This window comes from Kineococcus indalonis (genome assembly GCF_009906395.1).
GTDB lineage: Bacteria > Actinomycetota > Actinomycetes > Actinomycetales > Kineococcaceae > Kineococcus > Kineococcus indalonis.
Window position 1 is genome coordinate 1 of record NZ_JAAALM010000421.1, and the last position, 3,621, is coordinate 3,621.

The 3,621-nt window shown below is 74.0% G+C and carries 2 protein-coding genes; both read right to left on the reverse strand.

Going from position 1 to position 3,621, the window contains the following annotated elements; all coding sequences use genetic code 11:
* Positions 1-258 precede the first annotated feature (258 nt).
* Positions 259-1,194: an N-acetyl-1-D-myo-inositol-2-amino-2-deoxy-alpha-D-glucopyranoside deacetylase gene (gene mshB, locus GTR00_RS16770; RefSeq protein ID WP_166612727.1), complete on the reverse strand. Its 936-nt coding sequence runs from the start codon at positions 1,192-1,194 to the stop codon at positions 259-261.
* A 273-nt stretch (positions 1,195-1,467) separates the two neighbouring features.
* Positions 1,468-3,360 carry a translational GTPase TypA gene (typA, locus tag GTR00_RS16775; RefSeq protein WP_166612726.1) on the reverse strand — a complete coding sequence of 631 codons (1,893 nt, stop codon included), beginning with the start codon at positions 3,358-3,360 and terminating at the stop codon, positions 1,468-1,470.
* Positions 3,361-3,621 lie beyond the last annotated feature (261 nt).

Below are 3,621 nucleotides of genomic sequence, written 5' to 3' on the forward strand. Positions count from 1 at the left end.
GCTGGGGGCACCGCGCCCCGGTCGCGGTCCCGGTGCGCGGTGCCCCCAGCTGCTCGGCCACGGCCGCTCCTCCCCTCCCGGCCCGGAGGTGCCCGGGACCCTGGGTCCACCCAACCCCGGCACCGGCCGGGCGGGCACCCGCGGTGACCGGTTCGGGGGACGGGGTTCACCCGCGTGGCGCAACGCAGCGTGATGGCACCACCACGACACCGCCCGCCGGGCAGCGGGGGCCGGCGGGCGGTGCCGTGGTGGGGTCGCTCAGGAGGTGGCGACGCCCGCGAAGAGGTCGGTCTCGCGCCCGTCGGCGTCGAGGGGGCCGGCCGCCACGCCGTGCACCAGGCGGAAGTGCTCGCGGGTGCCCAGCGGCTGCGGCACGCCGTTGGACAGGCGCATCGCGGGCACCTCGGCGTCCAGGTCCAGCTCCACCTGGGTGGCGTGCGCGCGCAGCGCGGCGATCTTCGCGGGCACCTGCTCGGTGCCGTCGACGACGGTGGTGACCTCCTCGTCCGGCACGGCGACGCTGGGCAGCGGGCCCCCGGGGTCGGCGGCGCCGGGTGCGCCGGTGGCGGCCAGGCGGCGCAGCGCGGCGCGCAGCTCGCCGGCGGGCTGGACCACCTCGTAGACCTTGGCGACCTGCCAGGGCACCACGCCCCCGTCGCGGCCGTCGCGCCCGCCCCCGGCGGCGAGCACCAGGGCGCGCGCGGTGGCCTCGGCGACCCGCACGTGGTCGGGGTGGCCGTAGCCCCCGCCGGGCTCGTAGGTGACGACCACCTGGGGGCGCACCTCGCGCACCACCTCGGCGATGCGCTCGGCGACCTCCTCGGGGTCGGCGGCGGTCAGCGCGCGCGGGTCGACGTCCTCACCGGCGGCGGCACGGCCCGGCTCCAGCCACACCATGCCGGAGTCGCGGTACCCGCTGCCGTCGGGGCGGGTGAGGAAGCGGTGGTCCTCCACCCCGAGGGCCTCCATCGCGGCGGCCAGTTCGCCGGTGCGGTGCTCGCCGAGCTCGTCGGGCGTCAGGTGCGCCAGCGCGGGCGGGATGACCTCGCCCAGCTCGCCGCGGGTGGCGGTGAGCAGCACGACCTGCGCGCCGGCGTCGGCGTAGCGCGCCATGGTCAGGGCGGTGCCGATGGACTCGTCGTCGGGGTGGGCGTGCACGAGCAGCAGCCGGTGCGGCTGGTCGAGGCGGTCCATCGAGGCCAGCTCGGCGGGGTCCAGCTCGCGCGCGGCGTCGTCGACGAGGTCGGCGGCGATCTCCAGCGGGTCGCGGCCCGCCGTGGCGGCCCCGGCGGCGCCCTCGGGGCTGCCGTCGGGGTCCGCGGGGGGTTCGGGGATCGTCGTCATGCCCCAACCCTGTGCCGTGGCGGTGCCCGGTGCAAGGCACGTGATCGCGGCGCGGGGGCGCCGGGGACGCCGCGGGGCGGGCGACCCGTCGCCGGGGCCGCCCGCCCCGCGGGGCGAGGGGGTTCAGCCCTTCTTGGCCTTCGAGGCGGTCTTGGCGCGCGCGGAGGCCTCCAGGACGACCTTGCGGATGCGCACGGCCTCCGGCGTCACCTCGACGCACTCGTCCTCGCGGCAGAACTCCAGCGACTGCTCCAGCGACAGGTGGCGCGGCGGGATGAGGCGCTCGAACTCGTCGGAGGTCGAGGACCGCATGTTGGTGAGCTTCTTCTCCTTGGTGATGTTGACGTCCATGTCGTCGGCGCGGGAGTTCTCCCCGACGATCATGCCCTCGTACACCTCGGAGGTCGGCTCGATGAACATCTGCCCGCGCTCCTGCAGGTTCGTCATCGCGAACGCGGTGGCGGCACCGGCGCGGTCGGCGACCAGCGAGCCCGACTGGCGGGTGCGGATGTCGCCGGCCCAGTGGTCGTACTTGGCGAACAGCGCGTGCGCGATGCCGGTGCCGCGGGTGTCGGTGAGGAACTCGGTCCGGAAGCCGATGAGCCCGCGGGAGGGGACGTAGAACTCCATGCGCACCCAGCCGGTGCCGTGGTTGGTCATCGTCTCCATGCGGCCCTTGCGGGCGGCCAGGAGCTGGGTGACCGCACCCAGGTACTCCTCGGGGCAGTCGATCGTCAGGTTCTCGAAGGGCTCGAGGGTCTTGCCGTTCTCGTCCTTGCGCAGGACGACCTGCGGCTTGCCGACGGTCAGCTCGTAGCCCTCGCGGCGCATCTGCTCCACGAGGATGGCCAGCGCCAGCTCGCCGCGGCCCTGCACCTCCCACGCGTCGGGGCGCTCGGTGGGCAGGACGCGGATCGAGACGTTGCCGACCAGCTCCTTCTCGAGGCGGTCCTTGACCAGGCGCGCGGTGACCTTGGCGCCCTTGACGCGCCCGGCCATCGGGGAGGTGTTGATGCCGATGGTCATGGAGATGGCGGGCTCGTCGACCGTGATGAGCGGCAGCGGGCGCGGGTCCTCGGGGTCGGCGAGGGTCTCGCCGATGGTGATGCCCTCGATGCCGGCGACGGCGACGATGTCCCCGGGGCCGGCCTTCTCACCGGGCACGCGGGTGACGGCCTCGGTGACGAGCAGCTCGGTGACCTTGACGCGCTCGATGGTGCCGTCGTGCTTGCACCACGCGACCTGCTGGCCCTTGACCAGCTCGCCGGAGAAGATCCGCAGCAGCGCCAGGCGCCCCAGGAACGGGGAGGCGTCGAGGTTGGTGACGTGCGCCTGCAGCGGGGTCTCGGGGTCGTAGGTCGGCGCCGGGATGGTGTCGATGATCGTCTGGAACAGCGGGACGAGGTCCTCGGAGTCGGGCAGGCCGCCGTTCTCGGGCTGGTTCAGCGAGGCGCGGCCGTTCTTCGCGGAGGCGTAGACGACGGGGACCTCGAGCAGCTTGTCGGCGTCGATGCCCTCGACGTCGGCGGCCAGGTCCAGCAGCAGGTCGTAGGTCTCCTCCACGACGGCGGCGATGCGCGCGTCGGGGCGGTCGACCTTGTTGACCAGGACGACGACCGGCATCCCGGCGGCCAGCGCCTTGCGCAGCACGAAGCGGGTCTGCGGCAGCGGGCCCTCGGAGGCGTCGACGAGCAGCACGACGCCGTCGACCATGGACAGGCCGCGCTCGACCTCGCCGCCGAAGTCGGCGTGGCCGGGCGTGTCGATGATGTTGATGGTCATGCCGCCCTCGGGAGCACCGGGGCCGGCGTACCGGACCGAGGTGTTCTTGGCGAGGATGGTGATGCCCTTCTCGCGCTCGAGGTCGCCGGAGTCCATGACGCGGTCGGCGACGTCGGCGTTGGCGCGGAAGGCGCCGGACTGCCAGAGCATCGCGTCGACGAGCGTGGTCTTGCCGTGGTCGACGTGGGCGACGATCGCGACGTTGCGCAGGTCCTCGCGGGTGCTCAGGGGCATGCTGGTTCTCGATCCGCTGCGTGGTGGGGGGTTGACGCTCCAGTCTACCGCCAGCGCTCCGCACCCCTCTTTCGTCACACCTTTGCCGGCTCGGGCCCCGCCGGCCCGGACAGCGCGCTGACCTGCGACGACACCTGCGGTCTAGTCCTTCCGAACCACCGCTGATTGGTTGGTACGGACCACTGCGTGCCACCCTGGGGACCATGTCAGCACCGCTCCACCACGGATCCGGCACCGGTCCCGGCGACCCGGCCCCGCCCG